The organism is Parabacteroides sp. AM58-2XD (assembly GCF_003463685.1).
GTDB lineage: Bacteria > Bacteroidota > Bacteroidia > Bacteroidales > Tannerellaceae > Parabacteroides > Parabacteroides segnis.
Genome location: NZ_QSDP01000025.1, coordinates 44,537 through 64,124, shown reverse-complemented (window position 1 = coordinate 64,124; position 19,588 = coordinate 44,537). Strand labels below are relative to the sequence as shown.

Genomic DNA, 19,588 nt, shown 5'->3' with positions numbered 1-19,588 from the left:
CAGCGAACTGAATGTTTCGGGTTACTACCCCCATATCCCTTCCGACGTGGGTTCTCCGTCGGAGGCGCCTGTTCCTCACCACGGCTTCGGCACGATCAACGATCCCGGCCGCGAGCTGGACTGGAGCGGAAAGAACAAACTGAAACTGGGCGTAGCCGGAACTGCCGAACTCGGTTTCCTGTTCACCCTGGGCGAAGACACCGACCTGTTGTTGGGCGGCTACATCGACTACGGTTTCACCAACATGAAGAAAAAGAAAGACCAGGGGTTGTTATCTACTCCTGCATCTTATCATCCGGACGGGAACATGACGGTAGGAAAAGGTATTCCTTATAATGGCATGATGAATTCAAACGTAACAGATAAAGTGAAGGTTATGTCTTTCGGGGTAAAATTAGGGGTTAGGTTTAAATTGAATTAAAAGATCACCGATTGATCTTTAATCTATTAAAAGCGATGAAGGCCGGAAGATGATTTCCGGCCTTTTCGTTTATCTCATTATTATGCAAAAGAAGATTAGAAAAGCTACCATATATTTTCTACCTTTGCATTTATCTATACAAACCGAACAATGTTCACGAAAGCCCATAGATAAAAACTAAAAGCATTATGAATATACAACAACTCGAGTACATCCTGGCAGTAGATACATACCGCCACTTCGCAAAAGCAGCAGAACATTGCAGAGTAACACAACCTACGCTCAGTATGATGATACAAAAACTGGAAGACGAACTTGGCATTAAATTATTCGACCGGAATATGCAGCCGGTCTGCCCTACCCCGCCGGACGTAAGGTGATCGACCAGGCTCGTACCGTTCTTTATCAGGCTTCCCTCATTAAAGATATTGTCAATGAAGAAGAACAATCGTTGAAAGGGACGTTCCGGCTGGCAGTACTTCCGACGATCGCTCCTTACCTGCTACCTCGTTTTTTCCAGCAGTTGTCTGAAAAACATCCGGAACTGGACATCCGTATCCTCGAAATGAAAACGGCTCCCACTATGGCTGCGATCCTGAATGGTGAGATAGATGCAGCCATCATCGCCAACCAGCCCACAGAAAACCAGCTACAAGGCGATACATTATATTATGAGCAGTTCTTCGGATATGTGGCTAAAAACGATCCGGTATTCAAGAAAGATATGATCCGTACGGCTGATATAAGCGACGAACATCTCTGGTTGCTGGATGAAGGTCACTGTTTCCGCGACCAGTTGATGCGTTTCTGCCAGATGGAAAAGGTAAAACTGCGTCAGGCCGCTTACCGTCTGGGAAGCCTGGAAACATTTATGCGCATGGTAGAAAGCGGCAATGGCGTCACTTTCATTCCGGAGCTGGCAACCCTGCAACTCAGCGAAGATCAGAAAAAACTGGTACGCCCCTTTGCCATTCCCAAGCCGGCACGCGAAATCGTCTGGATCACACGGAAAGACTTTATCCGCCATACCATTGCCGGTATGTTGATCGAGAGTATTAAGAAGTCTGTACCCAAAGAGATGTTGACGCTGCAAGCCGGATTAAAAGTCGTCTGAACATTATTTTTATCGCTTAGCGAAAAAAATTATTACTTTTTGCTTGTAGTTTCCAAAAAAGCGTTACTTTTGCTGCGTATTTAAAAACAAACGAGACAAATGAATCGATTTAGCTTTACATATTTCTTTTATTACTTTTACTTTAGCAGAGTGAAGGCAGGAATTTGTATGTAAAGCGTTGATGATAGAAAATATGTATCAATAAACAATATAAAGTCCTGCCGGTTTCGGTGGGACTTTTTTTGTGACAATAAATTAGAAAGATGAAAAAGAAAGTAGCAATTCAGGGAATAGCCGGTTCGTATCACGACATTGCAGCCCGTAGCTTCTATGAAGGTGAAGATATTGAAATTGTTGGATGCAATACATTCAGAGATGTTATTTCAGCCATTAAGAAAGACCCGTCTTTGTTGGGACTGATGGCCATCGAGAATACTATTGCAGGGAGCTTGCTGCAAAATCATGAACTGATTCGCGAAAGCGGACTGAGAGTGATCGGTGAATACAACTGCGCATTTCGCACTCGCTTGTTGCACTGCCGGGAACATCGATACACGATGTCACGGAAGTCAACTCCCACCCTATTGCGCTTATGCAGTGTACCGACTTCCTCGATACCTTGCCGAATGCCAAAGTGGTTGAGAAAGAAGATACGGCGATGAGTGCCCGATGGATTGCCGAGAATAACCTGGAAGGACACGCTGCTATTTGCGGGAAACTGGCCGCCCAAATCTACAAGATGGAAATACTGGCCGAAGGGATAGAGACCAATAAACGAAACTTCACCCGCTTCCTTGCCATAGCAGACCGCTGGACGGCTGAAGATCTTCTTGAAAAATCAGACATCAACAAATCTTCGTTAGTTTTCGCTCTTCCCCACACCTCCGGCAGTCTTTCCAAAGTCCTCTCCATTCTTTCTTTTTACGACATGAATCTTTCTAAAATACAATCGTTACCGATCATCGGCCGCGAATGGGAGTATTTGTTCTATATCGACCTGACATTTACTGATTATACAAGATACAGACAGGCATTGGATGCCATCACTCCATTAACAAAGGACTTAAAAATTTTAGGCGAATATGCAGAAGGAAAACAAAGTGTGTAACATCACACCCGCTGACCGTGTAGGCAGCGTACAGGAATACTACTTCTCAAAGAAACTGAAAGAGGTAGCCGAAATGAATGCCGCAGGAAAGAATGTGATCAGCTTGGGCGTAGGTAGCCCTGATCTGCCTCCTTCGGAACAGACCATCGAGACATTGTGCGAACATGCACATAATGCGAATGAGCATGGTTACCAACCGTATGTGGGTATCCCCGAACTGCGTAAAGGTTTCGCCGACTGGTATCAGACATGGTATGGAGTTGAACTGGATCCGAAAACAGAGATACAACCGTTGATCGGTTCCAAAGAAGGTATCCTGCATATCTCACTGGCATTCCTGAATCCGGGCGACGGCGTATTGGTTCCCAATCCCGGTTATCCGACTTATAGCTCTGTCAGCAAGCTGGTACAGGCAAATCTAATTCCTTATGAACTAAAAGAACAATTAGGATGGCAGCCGGATTTCGAGGCATTGGAAAAGATGGACCTTTCCGGCGTAAAGCTGATGTGGGTCAACTATCCGAACATGCCTACCGGAGCAAACGCCAGCAGGGAGCTTTTTGAAAATCTGGTTGCTTTCGGACGTAAACACGGTATCATTATCTGTAACGACAATCCTTACAGTTTCATCCTGAACGATCAGCCATTAAGTATCCTGAGTGTTCCGGGAGCCAAAGATATCTGTATCGAAATGAATTCGATGAGTAAGGCGCACAATATGCCGGGATGGCGTATGGCGATGCTGGCCTCGAACGCTCAGTTCGTTCAATGGATATTGAAAGTGAAGAGCAACATCGACTCCGGCCAGTTCAAACCGATGCAGCATGCAGCTGTAGAAGCATTGAAAGCGCCGAAAGAATGGTATGACAATATGAACCGTACCTATCGTAGCCGCCGTGATCTGGCCGGACAAATCATGCACGCCATTGGTTGTACCTACGATGAAAACCAGGTCGGCATGTTCCTCTGGGGAAAAATCCCGGCAGAAGCAGAAGGTAGCGAAGCTCTGGCAAACAAGGTATTGTATGAAGCCAACGTTTTCATTACCCCCGGATTTATCTTCGGAAGCTGTGGCGAACGTTACATCCGTATCTCACTTTGCTGCAAGAACGAAGCATTACAGGAAGCATTAAACAGAATTAACAATATGCCAATGTGAGAATGTGCCTATATGCCAATGGAGATACTCTGATTGGCAAATTGGCAAATTGGCAAATTAACACATTATTTATCATGGAAATGGAATTAGAATCAATCTTATTACCCGGTGTAGACCCACAGCGCCCCATCATCATCTCGGGCCCGTGCAGTGCCGAAACAGAAGAACAAGTAATGGGCGCAGCCCATCAGCTGGCATCAAAAGGCGTTAAAATATTCCGTGCCGGAATCTGGAAACCCCGTACTAAACCGGGAGGATTCGAAGGTATCGGAGCCGAAGGCTTGCAGTGTTGAAACGTGTAAAGAAAGAAACAGGTATGTATGTAGCTACCGAAGTAGCCACAAAAGACCATGTATTCGAAGCGTTGAAAGCCGGAATAGATATCCTGTGGATCGGTGCACGTACCACCGTTAACCCGTTCGCCGTACAGGAAATCGCAGATGCTTTGAAAGGTGTAGATATACCTGTTCTGATCAAGAACCCGGTCAACCCGGACCTGGAATTATGGATTGGTGCTTTCGAACGCCTGTATGGTGCAGGACTTCGCCGTCTGGGTGCTATCCACCGCGGATTCAGTTCATACGATAAGAAAATGTACCGTAACCTGCCGTTGTGGCATATACCTATCGAACTTCGCCGCCGTATGCCGAACCTGCCGATCTTCTGCGACCCCAGCCATATCGGTGGCAAGCGCGAACTGATCGCTCCGCTGTCTCAGCAGGCAATGGACCTGAGCTTCGATGGCCTGATGATCGAATCGCATCCGTGTCCGGATTGCGCATGGAGCGACGCTTCCCAGCAGATCACTCCGGATGTACTGGATTATGTTGTCAACCTGCTGGTTATCCGTAACGAGACACAGACAACAGAAAACCTGGCAGAACTGCGCCGCCAGATCGACGGTATCGACGAACAACTGCTTGAACTGCTGGCTAAACGTATGCGTATCTCCCGCGAAATCGGTGTGTATAAAAAAGAACATAACATGCCCATTCTCCAGTCACCGCGTTACAGCGAAATCCTGGAAAAACGTTCGGATATGGGACAGACGATGGACCTAAACACGGACTTTGTAAAGGAAATATTGAAAGAGATACATGAAGAGTCTGTCCGTCAACAGATGATCATCATGAATGAGTAATAATATGCCAATGTGTCAATTTGCCAATGTGCCAATAAAAAAACAATATTCCTTTAAGTTATAGACTTATTGGCACATTGGCATATTAGCACATTAAACAATTATTTATAATGAAGATATTAATATTAGGTGCCGGAAAGATGGGTTCTTTCTTCACCGACCTGCTGAGTTTCGACCACGAAGTGGCTGTTCTGGAAAATGATCCGAAACGCATGCGCTTTATTTACAATGCAATCCGGATGCAGAAGCCGGAAGAGGTAGCGGAATTCGCTCCCGAACTGGTTATCAACTGCGTGACGCTGAATCACACGATAGATGCTTTCAAGGCTGTTCTTCCCTACTTGCAACCGTATTGTATTATTTCGGATATCGCATCGGTAAAGACTTATCTGAAAGAATTTTATGATACCTGTGGCTTTCCGTATGTATCGACCCACCCGATGTTCGGTCCGACTTTCGCCAACCTGGGGAATCTGGAAAAAGAAAACACGATTATCATTTCCGAAGGTGACCACCTGGGTAAGATTTTCTTCAAGGATATCTATTCAAGCCTGCGCCTGAATATCCGCGAATATACATTTGAGGAACATGACAAGGTTGTTGCCTACTCTTTAGGTATTCCGTTCGCCTCAACAATGGTTTTTGCAGCCATCATGAAGCATCAGGATGCTCCGGGTACGACCTTCAAACGTCACATGAAAATTGCACGCGGCTTGCTGTCTGAAGATGATTATCTATTGACAGAAATTCTCTTCAATCCGCGCACTCCGAAACAGATTTCACGGATACAGGAGGAATTGAATATCCTGCAAGATATCATCAAAGACAAAGACTCCGAAGCGATGAAGGGGTATCTGACTAAGATTCGTAAGAATATAGAATAATGAACCTACTTTTCCCTTGATGGAAAAGTAGACAAAAGATCAAGGCTGCACCGGCTTCACTGCTTCGGTGAAAGATTCCGCTGTCGCATCTGAACTCGCTTCGCTCAAACAGCAGATGCTCCTACCGCTCCATCTTTCCCCTTCGCGGACGTTCACCCGCTGAGGCCTTGACAAGAACGCAAAGCGTTCTCTTAGGATGGCCGATACCGACACCTATTTAACAGACGGTATCGGCCATCCCCAAAGGAAGCCCCGCTTCCTATGAAAGGCCTCAGCTGGTGAGCGTAAAGCGAAGCAGCCGGAGTGAGCGCCCGAAGGCTGTGCTGTTTGAGCGAAGCGAGTTCACATACCCTGTTTCAACTGTTCCACAAACTGGTCGATGCGGCGTAACTCTTTTGGTATGTCGATGGCTTGCGGGCAATGCTCGTTGCACTGGTCGCAACCGACACAATGGTCTGCCTGGCGCAGTTTCGGGACGCTGCGGTCGTAGCCGACCAGAAAGGCACGACGGGCTTCGCGGTAGTTTTCATCCGTTCGGCTTTTCGGAACATTTCCTTCATTCACACATTTGTTATAATGAAGAAGCACGGCCGGAATATCTATCGCATACGGGCACGGCATACAATATTTGCAATCATTGCAGGGGATTGTCGGATATTTAATCATCAGTTGCGCAGTCTCTTCCAGAAAATCCTTGTCCTCATCTGTCAGCGGAATAAGCGGGGAATACGTGCGGATATTATCCTGCAAATGCTCCATATACGTCATACCGCTCAAAGCCGTCAGCACCAGTTCGGGCGAACCGGCAAAACGGAAAGCCCATGAGGCAACGCTATCTTCGGGGCGGCGTTGTTTCAACCGGGTAACGATATGCTGGGGCACATTCGACAAACGGCCGCCCAACAACGGCTCCATGATTATAGCCGGTACATTCCGCTTTTCCAACTCCTGATAAAGATATTCGGCATTCACATTCCTACCTGTCGCATGCCGCCAGTCGACATAGTTCAACTGTATCTGCACGAAATCCCAATGAACGGTATCGTGCATAGCCAGCACCTCATCGAAAACGTCCGACGTTCCGTGAAACGACCAACCCAGATGGCGGATACGCCCCGCTTCCCGCTCTTTCATAAGGAAATCCAACATTCCGTTATCGACATAGCGGTCGTTGAATGTCTTCATTCCCTGGCCACCACCGATGGAGTGGAGCAGATAATAATCCAGATAATCGGTTTGCAACTCGCTGAATGAACGGCGGTACATCGCCATCGAGTTTTCACGCGTATAGTTCGAGAAATTCGACAATTTGGTAGCCAGATAATACGAGTCCCGGGGATGCCGGCTAAGGGCAATTCCCGTAGCCTTTTCCGACCAGCCCTGCACATAAACGGGCGACGTATCGAAATAGTTCACCCCATGGGCGATGGCATAATCCACCAGTTCGTTGACGGCATCCTGGTCAATCAAGTCGCCTTTCCCGTCGGGTGAAGGGATAGTCGGCCAGCGCATACAACCGTAACCCAGCAGGGACACTTTATCCCCCAGTCCGGGGAATGTGCGGTAAGCCATCTGGTCGGTCGGGACAGGCGAAGAGGATTTGCTTCCGGAACCTCCCTGGTCTTTCGGGGCACAGCCATAGAGTGCCGCCGTAGTAGTTGCCGCCGTGATGCCTACGATATTCAGAAAATCGCGGCGATTGATATGTTGATTCTTCATAGGTCTATTCTTTAAAAACGGATTAAATAACTCGATGTCTTTCATGCCCTTCCACATAGATGGCCGTAAACGGGCGCGACGGGCAGAGATGTTCACAGGCACCGCAACCGATGCAACGTTCGGTATTAATGACCGGTATCTTCAGGGATTTCGGATTATCCGCATCAGATACAACCATTTCTATCGCATTCGTCGGACAATGCCGGGAACAGTTACCGCATTCAACACTGTCGGTCAGCGGGATACAATTCGCTTTCACCCATACGGCATGCCCTATCTGGACAGATGATTTATCAGCTTTCGTTATCGGCTTGATGGCTCCTGCCGGACAGACTTCGGAACACTTTGTACATTCGGGACGGCAATAGCCCCGCTCATAAGACATCTCCGGCTGCATCAATGTCATCAAATCGCCGGAAAGACGCAGGACATGATTCGGGCAAACAGAGATACAAAGCTGGCAGGCCGTGCAATGCTGCCTCATATTCCGTATGCTCAATGCTCCGGGAGGCACAATCGCCGTCAGTTTTTCCTGTTCTTTCCGTTCTTTGATAGGTGCCAGTCCCCCGTCTCTCTTCATGATAACCTCTTCCCCCTTTTTCTCCTGGGCTTTCAGGGCACTGCCCATCACAACCAGGGCTGTTGCCGACAAGGCCCGCCGACGGGAAAGGTTCGTTTTATCTTCCGGTTCAGGTTTCTCCGTGCCGGTTGCCTGTTTCTTCGTTTTCCATACCGGTGCGTAGGTTAGCGCATTCTTACGACAGGCGTCCAGGCAATTCATACAGGCTACGCAACGGCTGCCGTCGATTTTATGTTCCTTGCTGTCGATGCAGGCAGCTTTACACTGGCGGGCACAAAGGCCGCAACTGTTACATTTATCCGTATCTATCGTGACACGATACAAAGAATAACGGGAAATAAACCCCAACACCGTGCCAACCGGACAAATCGTATTGCAGTAAGTACGCCCGTTACGCCAGACCAATATGACAAGAACCACCAGCGTAGCCAAAGCCACCAAAAACGTCGGCAGACTCTTCATCCATACATCCACCTCATAAAAAGCATAACTCTCCACCCGTGCCGCCAGATAAGCAAATAAATTATTCCCCCACATCCAAAGCGGCTGAAACAAATTATTAGCGATACGCCCATACGCACTGTAAGGAGCCAGCAAAGCAACCAGAGAGCCTACCCCCGCAACCAACGCCAGCACAAAAACGAACAATACTCCGTAACGCAACCAGGACAACGCCGGCGAATAAGAATAAGGCAACTTCTTCCCTCTCCTGCCAATCCGCGCAATAACATCCTGAAAAACGCCCAACGGACAAATCACCGAGCAGTAAACACGTCCGAAAGCCAGCGTCAGAAAGACTAAAAATAACACAACCCCCACATTCAATGCTAACACGGCGGGTAAGAACTGGATTTTAGCCAGCCACCCGAACCATCCGTGCAACGTTCCTGTAAAGTCGAGGAACAGTAGAGTGATAAGCACGAAACATAAGGTAGCCGCTATCAGTCTGATTTTTCGTAACATCATGTATCCTATTATTGATTAATAATCCGGTACAAATATGCCGGATTTTTAATGTAAAAGATACAGCCGTTTCGTCAAAACGAAAAAAAAGGGAATAATCGCGAAATGCCGGTCAATCGTTTACCAGCCACGCTTTAAACTCGGATGCTTTATTCTTGCTGACATAGATACGTTCGGGAACCTCCACATCGAGCGTCACCAGCAGACGGCTGTCGAACCAGATAGTGATGTTGGATATACTGTCCCTGTTTATGATGAACTGTTTGTTCGCCCGGGTAAAATCAGCCGGATTAAGGGACGGCATTATCTGTTCCAATGTCCGGGAATACGGGTAACTGGCTCCGTCTTTCAGATAGATGAAGGTGTTTTTGCCGGATGTGTAAAAGCAGGAAACATCCTTCAGGTTGACCGGCAAGAGCTTATCCTTATAAGGGACCAGCAGTTTATCCTTGTATTTAGGGGCAGGGGCCAGCCGGGTTAGCTGTGACAGGTATTGGAGAATGTCCTGCCGGTTCAGTTTGCCGTATTTATCCAAAGCATGCCTGATATCTTCGACTTTAATCGGTTTCAGCAGATAGTCGATGCTATTCACTTTAAAGGCTTCTATCGCATAACGGTCGTAGGCCGTCGTGAAAACGATAGGCGTCTCCAATTCTATTTTATCAAAGATATTGAAGGCCGAACCGTCGGACAGGTGTATATCCATAAATATCAACTCCGGAGCCGGGTTCGACTGAAGCCAGTGGACAGTCTGGGTGACACTTTCGGTATTCCCGGCAATCTGTATATCCGGGGCAACCTCCATCAATATATCCACCAGGTTTTCGTAAGCTGCTGTTTCGTCTTCTACAATCAACACGTTCATACAAGTATCATTTTAAAGGGAGACAGACGCGGAAAGTTTCTTCTGTCAATTCTATCCGTATCTGCTTATTCATTAACAAAGTAAAACGGCTCTCCAGGTTCGCAAGTCCTGTTCCGTTGGTATCGGGAGCGGACAGCTTCGGATAGACCGGGTTCGATACGACCAGTTCGTCCTGTTCGTTCAGTACGATTGAGATTTCCATTTTATGTTCGCTGTCTATCCTGTTATGGACAACCACGTTATCCACCAAAGGTAGTAAAGACAGAACGGGCAGCATCAACAAATCTTTCCGTTCTTCTTCCACCCGGACTGAAAAGGTCAGTTTATTCGCAAAACGTACTTCCATGACATACTGGAAAGACAGCATAAACTCCAACTCTTCCCGCAATGAAACCAGCCCTTTCCGGTCACTCTGAAGGATATAGCGGAAGATATCGGATAACTGATGGACATACATCAGCGTCTTTTCGTCATCCTTTTTACGAATCAATGAAGAGATGCCGTTCAGCGAATTAAAAAAGAAATGCGGATTAATCTGGTTGGCCAGTGCATCGCAGCGGCTTTGCAGATTTTCAAAACGCAAACGCTCTATCTCCGACTCCTTCTCCCGCTGCCGGGAATACAACATGGAAATATATCCGATAAACGTACAGAGAAAGCATGTCACGAAGAACTGGAATATCAGAATACTGCCTAAAGCATCCGTATGAATGCCCAAAGAAGAAACCCCGTATGATATGGAGGCATAAACCAGATAAGCGATAAAAGAAAACAGGAAGTTACGCATCAGCCGTTGCTTGAACAGGGTAGCCGGCATCTTCTTCAGATTATAGCGTATCAGCAAACTGATTAATCCCCAGAAGAAAAGGAAGCGATACACAAAGAAGGAAAGAAGACCGGTAACGCCAGTCCCTTCCATATATTTCAACTCCCAGGGGATACAGGCGATGTTTGGGTATATGATAAAAACCGTACTAATCAAGCTGACCAGCGGAAGTCTCCGGGCAATATAGGTATCAAACGAATCCATAGCATCTTATTTCCTGTAACAAAGAAAAACAAAATAATCGGCACTTCACAATCCCCAGGTAGGAAAACGAAAAAAAGCAGCGTGAAGACGAAAAGAAAATCACTGTCAGAATACCGGAAGAGGCGTTTTAGTTGCCTGCTCCAACTCTTTTTTATTATCGGACAAACGAAATTCAGCCATCATCTTCAATCGGGCCCCTTCCCGATGGTCGCCAACAGTAACCTCATAAAAGAAACGGTATCGCCCCGGAGGATTCGAGTGTATTTTCGGATAAAGAAAAGCAGTAAACTCCCTGTAATCATCATCCGCTACCCAATAGCCTATGTCTACAAAATTTCCATTAATCGGCAATTCACGCCAGACGCCTCCGACATCCTCATAAGTAATAAAATGACGTTCGCCGCAATGAATAATTTTACCGCTACGATTATATAAGATAAACTTCACGCTGTCGCTTTCTGTCGAATAAACTGTATATTCCGGACGGATGGCAACGCCTAATGTATCATTCACCCCGACCGTTATGTTTTCAACTGGCGTTTCAACTCCAGTGAAACGGAAAGCGGGAGAATCCATGACTTGTTCGCGAAATTCCCTCCGCTTCTCCGGCGTATTAACGATTAAATGGATTTCGATATCGTGCGTACCGACTCCAGCTCCGGTTACGTTTCTCATTACAGACGTATTTTCCAAGGCTCTCCACCGTTCAACCAGTTTATCGTTAATAGCAAACAAATCCTTTTGTGTATATGTTTTGCACGGTTCGACAATAAACTCTTTCGATTGCAGTTCTTTCTCCAGTCGCTGACGAACAGTAGCAGAATCGCCTTTGATTTGGATAACCAACGTATCCCGGTCGTTAATATAGATACCGCCTATAAAGTCGGGGCAATTCTTGCTTTCGACCGAAAAGCCTACAACTCCGGGAAGATTATCGCCATAGAGTTCTCCCAGCTTATTCAATAACAGCATCGGAACTTCCTGAACAGGCATCTCCCTGCCTGACAGCTGACCGACACTGTCTTTCGGCACTAAATCCGTCTGTTTGCGGGAAGTGGAAACATTGCAGGAAGCAACAAGCCACACGCAACCGATACATACCAGTGAAAGATAATAATTTTCCATACCGCTTTTTAATTTAATGCTTTTGACTAACGATTCTTATTTCCCCGGGTCTGTAAATATAACAGGAACAGTATATCGACATTTCATAAAACGAGGTTGCTGATAGTAACCGACAGCCGGTTTCCAACGTGGCATAAGCCGAAGTACCCGCAAAGCCTCTTCATCAAATGCAGGAATATTGCTACCACGAACAACTTCAATATCCTCCAACTCTCCATACGTATTTATAGTAAATGTACAAGTAACCCTCACATTCTTATTCGAACCGATATACGAAGAAGGATATTGTAGATGTTTCCTGATAAACTCTAAACAGGCAGCACTACCGCCGGGAAACTCCGGCATCGATTCATAATCGACAAATATTTGATTTTCCTCCATCCGTTTATCCCATGCTTCGCGAATTTTCTGCCGGGTATAATGATGTTGCGGACGGAACGAGACATAAACAGCGTACATACATTCCACCCGTTTGCCGGCTTTATCATAGGCCGGAAGCCAATGCGACATTGTATTTATCAGACGCTTTACCTCTTTTTCACAGGCCGGCTCACTACTGTCCAGCGTGAAAGCATCTTTTGCCATTCCCATTGTGTCTATCGTAAACTGGCAAACGGCGTAACCTCCCCTATTTGCTTTTAACATATCTACAGGATACTCCATCTTATCATAAAAATACTTTTCAAGATCTGCAAAACCGGGAAATTGAGGCTCCTCACTTAACTCCACCGGATTCTTCTGTTGTAATCCCAGCTGCCAGATGCCACGATAAACCGGATTACGGACTGTATCGACAGGTTCTTTTTCCAACTTCTCCAAAAGGGTGGCAGCAACCTGCTTCGTCAAAGCCCAATCAGTCTCATTCCTGACAATCCGGCTGTAAACGGAATCCCCCAGGTCGGTCAATTCGCGGCACAAAGAACCGGCCTCAGGTGCCCATTTCAAAGCGACGCTCACTTTTCCACAGGTATCCGTCGAAGCGAAATAACAGGTATACCCATCCAGTCCGAGACTATACCCGTCTACATCTTCTGCCAGCAGAAGGGCACGACGGAACAGATTCGAAAGCAGGTCGTACAACTCCCGGTCAGCCGGTGCTTCCATCGTTTTAGCAGAGAATCTGTCTGTAGAATAATGAAAAAGATGATGGCCCTCAATCGCTTTGAACCGATAGATATCGTCCAACCGTTCTATTTCCCAGGCTTTACAATCATCCATGCAATCCTTATTCATAAAGAAAGCCTGCGGAGCAGAAGAAAATGTCGTACGCAGGAAGTTAGTACCAACCATTTCGACAGAAAGAGTATCATGAGTGAGTTCAAGATACCGGTCTTTTACCTGTGCACCCAAATCGGCCAACGAAAACAGGTACACGAATAGAAATCCTATAATTCGCATAAACAAGCCCTCCAATTAGATATTATACGGTTTCCAAATATACAGAATAAAAAGATGAGAGAAAGCGTACTCTTCACTTATTTTTTAAAAGATACAGAAAATCCCCTGCCTTCCATCTCATTCTTGTCGGTTATTTTCTTCTTTATGAAAATCTACCGGAACGGTAAATTTTACTTTTACCGGTTTACCGCGTTGCTGGCCGGGTATCCATTTCGGCATTTTCCGGACGATACGGATTGCTTCGTCATCGAGTTCTTTATACGAAGAAGAACGAATGACCTGAATATCACTTAACGAACCGTTTCTTTCCACGACAAACGAAACAGCCACACGTCCTTCTTTTGTTATGTTCTTCGAGATATTATCCTTAATGAATTTTAAAAGACCGGAATGACCGCCATCCGGAAATTCGGGCATTTGTTCTACGACATCGAATACCCGCGTTGCGAATAAATATTCCTCCTTTTCGCGATATTCCTGTTCAGATAAACCGCCCAGAACCGTTTCGGGAACAGGAGTTTTGGTAGCCTGTGCCAGTTCCTGTTTGCTATCCGACAGGCGAAAATCTGCCATCATCAAAAGTTTGTCACCAACGTGCATATCACCGACGGTAACCTCATAGAAAAAGCGATAACGTCCGGTATGGTTCGGATACACATCGGGATAAAGGGAAGCAGAAAACTCCCAACTGCCTCCATTTTCTACCCCATAAAGGATATCGACTGCAAAATCATTGATAGGCAGTTTGCGCCAGACATCTTTATCGTCTTCATAGGTGATATAATAATGTGCACCACAACAAACAGGACCTCCGCTATGATTGTATAAGATAAATTTTACCTGCTTGGTTTCCGTTGAATAAACAGTGTATTCAGGACGAAGAGCAACGCCTTTTATATCGTTCACTCCTACTGTAGTATTTACAGGGGGCACCTCAGGACCGGTAAAACGGAAAGCCGGGGAATCCATCACTTTCTCACGAAATTCTTTCTGCTTCTCAGGAGTATTGACAATCAAACATACCTCGATAGCATGTGTTCCAACCCCGGTACTTTTCACATTACGCATCACAGAAGTTCTTTCGAGTTGCCGCCATCGTTCAGTCAGTTTTTCGTTAATTGCTAAAAGTTCTTTTTGAGTATAGGTCAAACCTGGTTCGACTACGAACTCCTTCGACCCCAATATCTCTTCCAGTTGTTTACGGCCAGTGGCAGAGTCACCTCTGATTTGGATAACCAACGTATCCCGATCATTAATATAGACACCGCCGATAAAGTCGGGGCAATTCTTGCTCTCGACCGAAAAACCGATAACACCGGGAGGGTTATCGCCATAGAGTTCACTCAGCTTATCCAATAGCCGCATCGGAACTTCCTGGGCAGAGACTTCCCGGTCTGACATATTGTGAGCCGGAGTCTCACAAATACTGTCTTTCGGCATCGTGTCCGCCAATTTACGAGAGGTGGAGATGTTGCAGGAGAAAGCAAACAACAGACCACCGATACATACTGATAAAAGAAGTCGATTTTCCATACCTCATCTGATTTATTGATTATCCATTACTCGCCTGCTTCTTACGGAAAGTGACCGGAATGGTGTATTTCACTCTGACAGCCTTTCCGCGGTATTTACCAGGTATCCATTTCGGCATTTTCCGGATGATGCGGATTGCTTCGTCATCGAGTTCTTTATACGAAGAAGAACGGATAACCCGGATATCGCTCAACGAGCCATCCTTCTCTACAGTAAATGAAACTGTTGCGCGTCCCTCCCCGGGTATATTTTCCGGAATGTTATCTGCTATAAAAGCTAACAGGGCTTTTTGTCCCCCTTCTGAAAACTCGGGCATCTGTTCAACGACTGTGAACACGGTTGTTTCCAGCATATGTTTTTCCTGTTTGCGAAATTCCTGTTCAGACAAACCACCCAGGAAACTTTCGGGCATAGGATTTTTAGTTATTTGATTTAGTTCCTCCTTATCCTCCGAAAGGCGAAATTCAGCCATCATCAGTATTTTTGTTGCAAATCCCACATCTCCGGGAAATATATGAAAGAAAAAACGGTAACGTCCCGCATGATTCTTATGCATATCCAGGTTGAGACCGGCTGAAAACTCTGTATATTCACCACTCCCTACCCCGTTAGCAACATCTAAAAAAGCATAATGATTCCCGGATAATTGATGCCATATGCCTTCTTCATCCTCACTGGTAATAAAATAATATCCGTCGCAATGAACCATATGCCTGCTACTATTATACAAGATAAACCGGATATCTTTTGTTGCCGTTGAATAGACGGGATACTCCGGACAAAGAACAATCCCCATCGTATCACTCACTCCCATCACAGTATTTCCATCGGGAATTTCCGGCCCGGTAAAACAGAAAGCCGGAGAGTCCATGACCTGCTCACGAAACTTTTTTTGCTCCTCCGGAGTATTGACAATCAAGCATATTTCAATATCATGCGTTCTTATTTTAGTATAAGATACATTCCTGAAAAGAGGTAAATCGCCCAGTGTTATTTGTCTATCGAGCAGTTGTTCTTTGAGTGCTATCAGTTCCTTCTGGGTATATATGGCATCGGTTTCAATAAGAAAGTCTTTCGAATCCAACACATCTTCCAATCGTTTGCGTACCATAGCTGAATCGCCTTTAACCTGGACCACCAGCCTATTGGAATCGTTCACATATACACCACAAATAAAATCAGGACAGTTCTTATTGGTGACTGAAAAGCCGGTAAATCCCGGAAGTTCATCCCCATAAAGTTCCGCCAGCTTTTCCAATAACTGCATCGGTACTTCATCCCGGCCCGTTATCTGACCGACACTGTCTTTCGGCATTAAATCCATCTGCTTGCGGGAAGTGGAGACATTGCAGGAAGAAACAAGCCACAAGCAACTGAGACATACTAGTGAAAGATAGTAATTCTCCATACCGCTCTTTTTAATTTGTTTCCAAATATACGGAATTAAAGAAAGGATAATGCTTATCTCCGGCAAAATCATGTCCAAATAGTGGAACAAACACGCTATTCCGTGACCACAACGAGCATAAATCAACTGGAAAAAGTGTTAAAAGTCGCCGTTTTTGAGTCACAAAAGAGACATGGAAAGCCTCTTTTTGCCGTCATTGGACTGACGAACGACCAGGTAGAAGCCCGCCATAAGGGATTTGGATATAATCTACAAAAGGGAGGTGAACATCCTGACAGATAGATCAATAACGAAGTAACCCTTCTTGATTCTACACTCCTGTTTTAAGAATCGGGGGCGGATGGGGGCGACAAAAAGGCTTTTTGGGAAACTTCTGTATAGTGTGTTCCTTGTTCTTCTACGAACTGATCGTAGAAGGAACAAGGAACGTCTTATTATAAAGTTTTCAAAAACCTCTTTTTGTCGCCCCCATCTGCCCCCGAATAGATTGGCTGCCGCAGCTATTTTATTTGATTGCAGTAGCCACCGGAAACAGCTGCCGCAGCCAGTGAAAACAGTTGGGGCACCCATTTTTTTTATCCGCGTTATCCGCGTCTATTTAACTCATATTCTAAAACGCCATCCTCTTTATTCCGTTATAAAACAACCGTTTTCCACACTCCAGTCGTTACCGAAGAAACCGGATACCTGGATGCCATGAATACCTTCTTTCAACATATCAACATTGAATATCAGCAAATCGGGAAAGCCGGTAATGCCGGAGATATAGTCGTTCGGATAAGTTGCTTTCATGCCTTCGATGCCTGTTCCGGCCACTACACCGACACTGGCCATAGGGCTGTCGGGACGCGGGTAGACGAAATAAGTTCCCAGGTCGTTGCCTTTAAGCACTTTGTCTCCCATGCGGATTTCTCCCTTCAAGACTTGTATAGGGGCGTTCTTCAGGAGCTTGTTCCAGGCTTTGTTGTTACTGGCATTTCCGTAAAGCACCACATTCCGGTCTGCATAGGCGGAAGGGATGAAATCTTTGTCGGCAATCACGTCGATAGAGCCATTGCCCCTGTACAGGAAAGTCTCCGCATCAAAGCGGGCCTTGTTCTGATACCAGGTATTTTCTTCCTTATTTCCTCCGGTAGCATATACAAATACAACACGATTATCGAATGCTTGCTTGAAGCCGCCGTAACGGGAAGGATATTTCTCCGTTACCGGAATCTCTTCCACCAATGTCCATTTGCCGGAAACCTTCTTCAGCACAGCCGGCCGGGTTCCGTCTGCCGGAATTGTTTCGTTATCGATAGTGATGCTGGCTTCTGCCGGAAGTTTCAGAGCCGGAAAATCGAATGTAAGCGCTGCCACATTGGACGTCGTGCCCGAAATACCGTTATCCGTCTGTTTGAAGGAGACGGAAGAAAATCGTAAGCCGTATCCTGCTGGTTGATAGTCACCCAATAATCTTTGGCAGAGATAGCCGGGGAAGCGGTATGGAACTCCAACTGTTTCACTTTGTCGGCAGACGGTACACTGTGCCAACGGAAGTAATCGAAGATTGGTTTCCAGTCAACGCTTTCATTGCTATACCAATGGGAACCGCCCGGATATTCATAATAACAGAAGTCGGGATGGAAAGTACCCAGTATTTCACGCATGCGGCGAACCTGTTCGATAGGAACGACATTGTCCGAATCGCCGTGAAGAATGTAAATGCCCGATTGCAGGAAGTTCTTTCTCAAATCGAGGACACGTCCGGCATTGGCCGCCTGGCAAATCATCGGGAAATGTTTCTCACCGACATTCGCTGCATCCGCATTCGGCCTTGAATATTTGGCAATATCCGGATAGCTGGCGCAAGGAGCGATAGCGGCAAAACGGTCGGGATAGGTTACACCCAGGAACCAGGTTCCGTGGCCTCCCATCGAATGCCCGGTAAGATAAGTATGGGCGGGATCTGTCTTAAAGACCTTTTCTGCTTCGGCAAGCACTTCCATCGCGTCGATACGTCCCCACTCTTCCCAGTTGAAGCCGAATGGGCGGCGGTTGGTCGGGGCAATGATATGTCCCCAGTCTTTCGGTGCATAGGCACGGGCCTGGTTGCGGGCCTCCACGGATGCACCGTGGACGGACAGGAACAATGCCTGGTTATCACCTTGCGTAGTAGAAGGATTCACGCTGTAATACTGCACGCTTCCGTCCACATCGCTGATAAAGGTACGTTCGTGGATGGAAGAAGCATCTTTCTGTTGCAGGGAAATCTCCGTGCGGTCAATCTCTTTGCCGGATTTATCCTGCAAGATAACAGTCGCCTTCGTCTCCCCTTTCTTTGAAGAGGTAGCGCCGGGGATACGGAATTTCACCTTGCGAACCATCATAGGCATGACATCGTCCGTCGTAAAGATCGCAGACTCTCCGTTTTCCAGCGTACATTGTATCTTCAGTCCGGTAAGAGCTTTCTCCTGTGCATTGACGATACGGATGGCGGCCCATTTCTCTCCTTCCCCGTTGATAATGTCGGGAAGAGTCATATCCCTCTTTGTCAGCATCACCGGCTTGGTGGGGATAATCAGCTTGGCTTCTACCCTGCCGAAACGGCCGGGAGTGAATATAAACTCATTCATCCCTTTCTGCATCCGGAAAGGAATCAGCGTATAGGCAAAGTCGTAATGGTCGCCCTCGTGAGGCATGCCATTGATGAACGTACGGGTATTCCCACTTGATTCGAACAAGGCAATCTGAGGTTTATCCGCTTTATATTCCGTAAAGACATAGGCACGGCGTAAAGCACGGTTGGCGAACTTTCCGGTAGAGTCGGCCTCGATAGGAATCCATTGCACGGCTTCGCGGGTCCGTCCGTAATTTGTTGCCGTCAGGTCATTTGCAGAAGGCGCACGGAATTTGCCGGTCGCGATTTCCCAACCCAGCCCGTCGGAGGTCGTGAACAAATAACCGGAAGGAGCCGTCACCGGAACAAAATATCCCTGTTTGAAGGAATGAAGTATGATACCTTCGTCCACACGTTCAACCCTTTCTTTTCCGAAATACTCGACGATATTACCTGTCGTCTGTTGTGCCACCAATGGACTCAATCCTAAGAACAGGCTGGCAACAGTCATGATACATCTTTTCTTCATCTGTATTGAATT

At 46.4% G+C, this 19,588-nt stretch carries 13 protein-coding genes and 4 pseudogenes; 7 read left to right on the top strand and 10 right to left on the bottom strand.

What is annotated here, in order from left to right:
• The 6 genes and pseudogenes from DXA15_RS08345 to DXA15_RS08320 form a co-directional block, all read left to right on the top strand.
• Nucleotides 1–421: pseudogene (locus DXA15_RS08345) on the top strand (hypothetical protein); the annotation flags it as partial.
• Nucleotides 422–609: 188 nt separating this feature from the next.
• Nucleotides 610–1,535, top strand: a pseudogene (locus tag DXA15_RS08340) (hydrogen peroxide-inducible genes activator).
• Nucleotides 1,536–1,798: 263 nt separating this feature from the next.
• A pseudogene (locus DXA15_RS08335) lies at nucleotides 1,799–2,643 on the top strand (prephenate dehydratase).
• On the top strand, nucleotides 2,618–3,802 hold the full coding sequence (locus DXA15_RS08330) for a pyridoxal phosphate-dependent aminotransferase (RefSeq protein ID WP_128133730.1): 1,185 nt from the start codon (nucleotides 2,618–2,620) through the stop codon (nucleotides 3,800–3,802). The pseudogene DXA15_RS08335 and the gene DXA15_RS08330 overlap by 26 nt, the downstream one beginning before the upstream one ends.
• Before the next feature lie 74 nt (nucleotides 3,803–3,876).
• Nucleotides 3,877–4,943 (top strand): annotated as a pseudogene (locus DXA15_RS08325) (chorismate mutase).
• Nucleotides 4,944–5,053: 110 nt separating this feature from the next.
• Nucleotides 5,054–5,827 (top strand): prephenate dehydrogenase/arogenate dehydrogenase family protein, encoded by a 774-nt coding sequence (locus DXA15_RS08320; RefSeq protein ID WP_128133729.1) that lies wholly within the window; start codon nucleotides 5,054–5,056, stop codon nucleotides 5,825–5,827.
• A gap of 342 nt (nucleotides 5,828–6,169) precedes the next feature.
• Here the strand turns inward: DXA15_RS08320 and DXA15_RS08315 are convergent, their stop codons facing one another.
• From DXA15_RS08315 to DXA15_RS08280, 8 genes are all read right to left on the bottom strand, one after another.
• Nucleotides 6,170–7,546: an aldo/keto reductase gene (locus DXA15_RS08315; RefSeq protein WP_128133728.1), complete on the bottom strand. Its 1,377-nt coding sequence runs from the start codon at nucleotides 7,544–7,546 to the stop codon at nucleotides 6,170–6,172.
• Nucleotides 7,547–7,568: 22 nt separating this feature from the next.
• Nucleotides 7,569–9,089, bottom strand: coding sequence for a 4Fe-4S binding protein (locus tag DXA15_RS08310; protein WP_128133732.1), 1,521 nt, complete (start codon nucleotides 9,087–9,089; stop codon nucleotides 7,569–7,571).
• A 112-nt stretch (nucleotides 9,090–9,201) separates the two neighbouring features.
• Nucleotides 9,202–9,954: a LytTR family DNA-binding domain-containing protein gene (locus DXA15_RS08305; protein WP_128133727.1), complete on the bottom strand. Its 753-nt coding sequence runs from the start codon at nucleotides 9,952–9,954 to the stop codon at nucleotides 9,202–9,204.
• Between the two features lie 7 nt (nucleotides 9,955–9,961).
• A complete protein-coding gene (locus DXA15_RS08300; RefSeq protein WP_128133726.1) occupies nucleotides 9,962–10,984 on the bottom strand; it encodes a sensor histidine kinase in 1,023 nt (340 codons plus the stop codon).
• Nucleotides 10,985–11,089: 105 nt separating this feature from the next.
• A complete protein-coding gene (locus tag DXA15_RS08295) occupies nucleotides 11,090–12,109 on the bottom strand; it encodes an immunoglobulin-like domain-containing protein (protein WP_128133725.1) in 1,020 nt (339 codons plus the stop codon).
• 36 nt (nucleotides 12,110–12,145) lie between these two features.
• Nucleotides 12,146–13,507 carry an energy transducer TonB gene (locus tag DXA15_RS08290; RefSeq protein WP_128133724.1) on the bottom strand — a complete coding sequence of 454 codons (1,362 nt, stop codon included), beginning with the start codon at nucleotides 13,505–13,507 and terminating at the stop codon, nucleotides 12,146–12,148.
• Between the two features lie 117 nt (nucleotides 13,508–13,624).
• Entirely contained in the window at nucleotides 13,625–15,040 is a 1,416-nt protein-coding gene (locus tag DXA15_RS08285) for an energy transducer TonB (RefSeq protein WP_128133723.1), read from the bottom strand.
• Nucleotides 15,041–15,059: 19 nt separating this feature from the next.
• A complete protein-coding gene (locus DXA15_RS08280) occupies nucleotides 15,060–16,448 on the bottom strand; it encodes an energy transducer TonB (protein WP_128133722.1) in 1,389 nt (462 codons plus the stop codon).
• A 102-nt stretch (nucleotides 16,449–16,550) separates the two neighbouring features.
• Here DXA15_RS08280 and DXA15_RS08275 point away from each other — a divergent pair, with 102 nt between their 5' ends.
• On the top strand, nucleotides 16,551–16,730 hold the full coding sequence (locus DXA15_RS08275; protein WP_233566993.1) for a hypothetical protein: 180 nt from the start codon (nucleotides 16,551–16,553) through the stop codon (nucleotides 16,728–16,730).
• 345 nt (nucleotides 16,731–17,075) lie between these two features.
• Here the strand turns inward: DXA15_RS08275 and DXA15_RS26115 are convergent, their stop codons facing one another.
• The gene (locus DXA15_RS26115; protein ID WP_233566992.1) at nucleotides 17,076–17,807 is read right to left on the bottom strand and encodes a hypothetical protein; all 732 of its coding nucleotides are present in this window, start codon (nucleotides 17,805–17,807) and stop codon (nucleotides 17,076–17,078) included.
• Nucleotides 17,774–19,576, bottom strand: coding sequence for an alpha/beta hydrolase-fold protein (locus DXA15_RS08270; protein WP_233566991.1), 1,803 nt, complete (start codon nucleotides 19,574–19,576; stop codon nucleotides 17,774–17,776). Before DXA15_RS08270 ends, DXA15_RS26115 begins: the two co-directional genes overlap by 34 nt.
• Nucleotides 19,577–19,588 lie beyond the last annotated feature (12 nt).

Excerpts from the sequence above, each read along its gene's own strand:
- DXA15_RS08295 (WP_128133725.1), bottom strand. The coding sequence starts at position 12,109 with ATGGAAAATTATTATCTTTCACTGGTATGTATCGGTTGCGTGTGGCTT.
- DXA15_RS08330 (WP_128133730.1), top strand. The coding sequence starts at position 2,618 with ATGCAGAAGGAAAACAAAGTGTGTAACATCACACCCGCTGACCGTGTA.
- DXA15_RS08285 (WP_128133723.1), bottom strand. The coding sequence starts at position 15,040 with ATGGAAAATCGACTTCTTTTATCAGTATGTATCGGTGGTCTGTTGTTT.
- DXA15_RS08270 (WP_233566991.1), bottom strand. The coding sequence starts at position 19,576 with ATGAAGAAAAGATGTATCATGACTGTTGCCAGCCTGTTCTTAGGATTG.
- DXA15_RS08315 (WP_128133728.1), bottom strand. The coding sequence starts at position 7,546 with ATGAAGAATCAACATATCAATCGCCGCGATTTTCTGAATATCGTAGGC.
- DXA15_RS08300 (WP_128133726.1), bottom strand. The coding sequence starts at position 10,984 with ATGGATTCGTTTGATACCTATATTGCCCGGAGACTTCCGCTGGTCAGC.
- DXA15_RS08280 (WP_128133722.1), bottom strand. The coding sequence starts at position 16,448 with ATGGAGAATTACTATCTTTCACTAGTATGTCTCAGTTGCTTGTGGCTT.
- DXA15_RS08310 (WP_128133732.1), bottom strand. The coding sequence starts at position 9,089 with ATGTTACGAAAAATCAGACTGATAGCGGCTACCTTATGTTTCGTGCTT.
- DXA15_RS08320 (WP_128133729.1), top strand. The coding sequence starts at position 5,054 with ATGAAGATATTAATATTAGGTGCCGGAAAGATGGGTTCTTTCTTCACC.
- DXA15_RS08305 (WP_128133727.1), bottom strand. The coding sequence starts at position 9,954 with ATGAACGTGTTGATTGTAGAAGACGAAACAGCAGCTTACGAAAACCTG.
- DXA15_RS08290 (WP_128133724.1), bottom strand. The coding sequence starts at position 13,507 with ATGCGAATTATAGGATTTCTATTCGTGTACCTGTTTTCGTTGGCCGAT.